Annotated in this window: 2 protein-coding genes; one reads left to right on the forward strand and one right to left on the reverse strand. The window is 61.5% G+C overall.

The features are described 5' to 3' along the window. Positions 1-491 precede the first annotated feature (491 nt). Positions 492-1,595 (reverse strand): tRNA epoxyqueuosine(34) reductase QueG, encoded by a 1,104-nt coding sequence (gene queG, locus WBP53_RS17345; protein WP_423931005.1) that lies wholly within the window; start codon positions 1,593-1,595, stop codon positions 492-494. A 215-nt stretch (positions 1,596-1,810) separates the two neighbouring features. Here queG and WBP53_RS17350 point away from each other — a divergent pair, with 215 nt between their 5' ends. Then, a complete protein-coding gene (locus WBP53_RS17350; RefSeq protein ID WP_423931006.1) occupies positions 1,811-2,416 on the forward strand; it encodes an NAD(P)H-hydrate epimerase in 606 nt (201 codons plus the stop codon). Positions 2,417-2,428: the final 12 nt, after the last annotated feature.

Raw genomic sequence — 2,428 nt, forward strand, 5'->3', positions numbered from 1 at the left:
GGTCCGCTGGTTGCACTGATTGCCGCGCGATTGGGACCAGTACGATTGCTGGACAATCAGCTCGTCACCGGATGACTCCAGGCGAACAAGGCAACGAGCACCTCTGGCCGCCATTTCTTTTGTGACGAATATGGCAATTCGCAACATGCTGTGGTACCGTTACAACCGTCCTCGGGGTTTTTGCAACGTATCTAGTTGCTACCTCGCGGCCACCAGGGCGCATTGCAGGTAATCGTCACTCCAATTGAACCCTCGCGCGAATTCGCTGCGAGGGTTTTTTTTGCCTTCAGTTTCCACGTTCCTGCTGATTTCGCATGAATAATATCAATACAATCAATTATTTGAGCATTTCGTGGAGTTGGGCTCGAACCGTCCCCGATCAGACGCCGAAGTCCAGAGCGAGACCCGGGCAGGGCGCCGGGTCGGCGTCAGCGCGAGTGTCGCATTTTCGCAACATTGATCGACGGACCCCATTCCACAAGCCTGCCAGCTTAGTCGTTGGGTTTCGGGACCAGCGGCGCGCTTGAAGCCTCGAGGTGCTTGCCTGTCTGCTCCAGCAGTGCCCATTGCACGTGTTCGCGGACCATTTCGTCCCCATGGTGCTGGCGTGATTGCAGGGCCGCCACGATTGCCGGCGACCAGGCTGCATTGCCCAGTGCCACAGCGATATTGCGCAACCAGCCCGCATGTCCGGTTCGCCGGATCGCCGAGCCTTCGGTCCGCTTGAGGAACTCTTCCTCGTTCCAGCCAAAAAGATCAATGAGGCGGCTGTCGTCCAGCTCATTGCGAACACCAAAATCCGGTTCCGGGCTGCGCTCGGCAAACTTGTTCCACGGACAGATCAGCTGGCAATCGTCGCAACCAAAGATCCGGTTGCCCATGGGGCGGCGCAAATCCAGCGGAATCGAGCCGCGAAGCTCGATGGTCAGATAGGCGATGCAGCGCCGCGCATCAACCTGGTAGGGTCCGGTGATGGCCTGGGTGGGGCAGATATCGATGCATCGCCGACACGTTCCGCAGTGCTCAGTGGCGGGCTCATCGAGGGGCAAGGGGAGATCGGTGTAGAGCTCGCCCAGGAAAAACCAGGAGCCGGCGTTCTTGTTGATCAGGCAACTGTGCTTGCCGATCCAGCCCAGACCTGCGTTGCGGGCCAGTGCGCGCTCAAGCACCGGCGCCGAATCGACAAAGGCACGATACCCGAACGGGCCCACCACACCGGTCATCCGGTCGGCCAGCTTCTGCAAGCGGTTGCGCATCAACTTGTGATAATCACGGCCCAGCGCATAGCGTGCGACATACGCGCTGGCAGGGTCGGCGAGTACATCCCATGCATCACGCTGCGTCGTCGGCAGATAGTCCATGCGCACCGAGATCACCCGCAACGTACCTGGCACCAGGTCAGCCGGCCGACTGCGTTTGCTGCCATGGCTTTGCATATAGGCCATTTCACCGTGGCGCTCCGCCTTGAGCCAGTTCAGCAGGTGGGCTTCGTCGGCCTCCAGATCCACACCCGCGATGCCCAGTTCCTGGAAACCCAGTTCGCTGGCCCACTCGTGCAGCCGGGAAGTCAGATTGGAGTAGTCGATAGCAGACATGGGTGGATGATGATCATTGGCGAACTTTCTGGTGCCGTGTGAAATGCCGCGCCAGTTCCGCGGGCGTTTAGATCGGCACTCGATACGGCCATTGAACCACGATGCCTGCATCCCCGGCTGCATTCCACGCGGCGATTCAACCCGCGACCACCTTTCGGAGCCCCGCAGCGACTCCGTTGCATGGAGGCGGCATCGCGCTCCGTATAATCGCACCCATGCATACAGCCAATCCCGCAAGCGCGTTGTACACGGTGGAGCAGGTACGCCTGCTCGACCAGGCCGCCATCCATGACTTCGGTGTTGCGGGCCTGGAGCTGATGCAGCGAGCGGCCAATGCCGCATTTTCAAGCCTGCAGAGACGCTGGCCGCAAGCTCGCAGCCTCGTGGTGGTCGCCGGCAACGGCAACAATGGGGGCGATGCGTTCCTGCTCGCCTGCCTGGCGCGCAAGGCGGAACTCTCGGTCAGCCTGATTGCGTTGGGTGATGCATCCGGTGGAGGCGCCGCGGGGGCCCGAGAGGCCTGGCTTGCCGCCGGTGGCGAGATCGAACTCGCAGATGCGTCATTCTTGCTGCCCGGCGCTGACGTCCTCGTCGATGGCTTGTTCGGCACTGGCCTGAGTCGCGCTCCAGCAGGTCTGGCAGCCGGCCTGATCCGACAGATGGACAACTTCCCGGGCCATCGGCTCGCCCTGGACGTGCCGTCAGGCCTGGATGCGGATCTGGGTGTCGCTCCGGGCGCCGCCATGCACGCCGATGCCACGGTCAGTTTCGTCGGTTGGAAGCGTGGCCTGTTCACCGCCGATGGCCCTGACTATTGCTGAACAGTCGAGCTG

The sequence above is a fragment of the Dokdonella sp. genome (assembly GCF_049593775.1).
Classification (GTDB): Bacteria; Pseudomonadota; Gammaproteobacteria; order Xanthomonadales; family Rhodanobacteraceae; genus Dokdonella.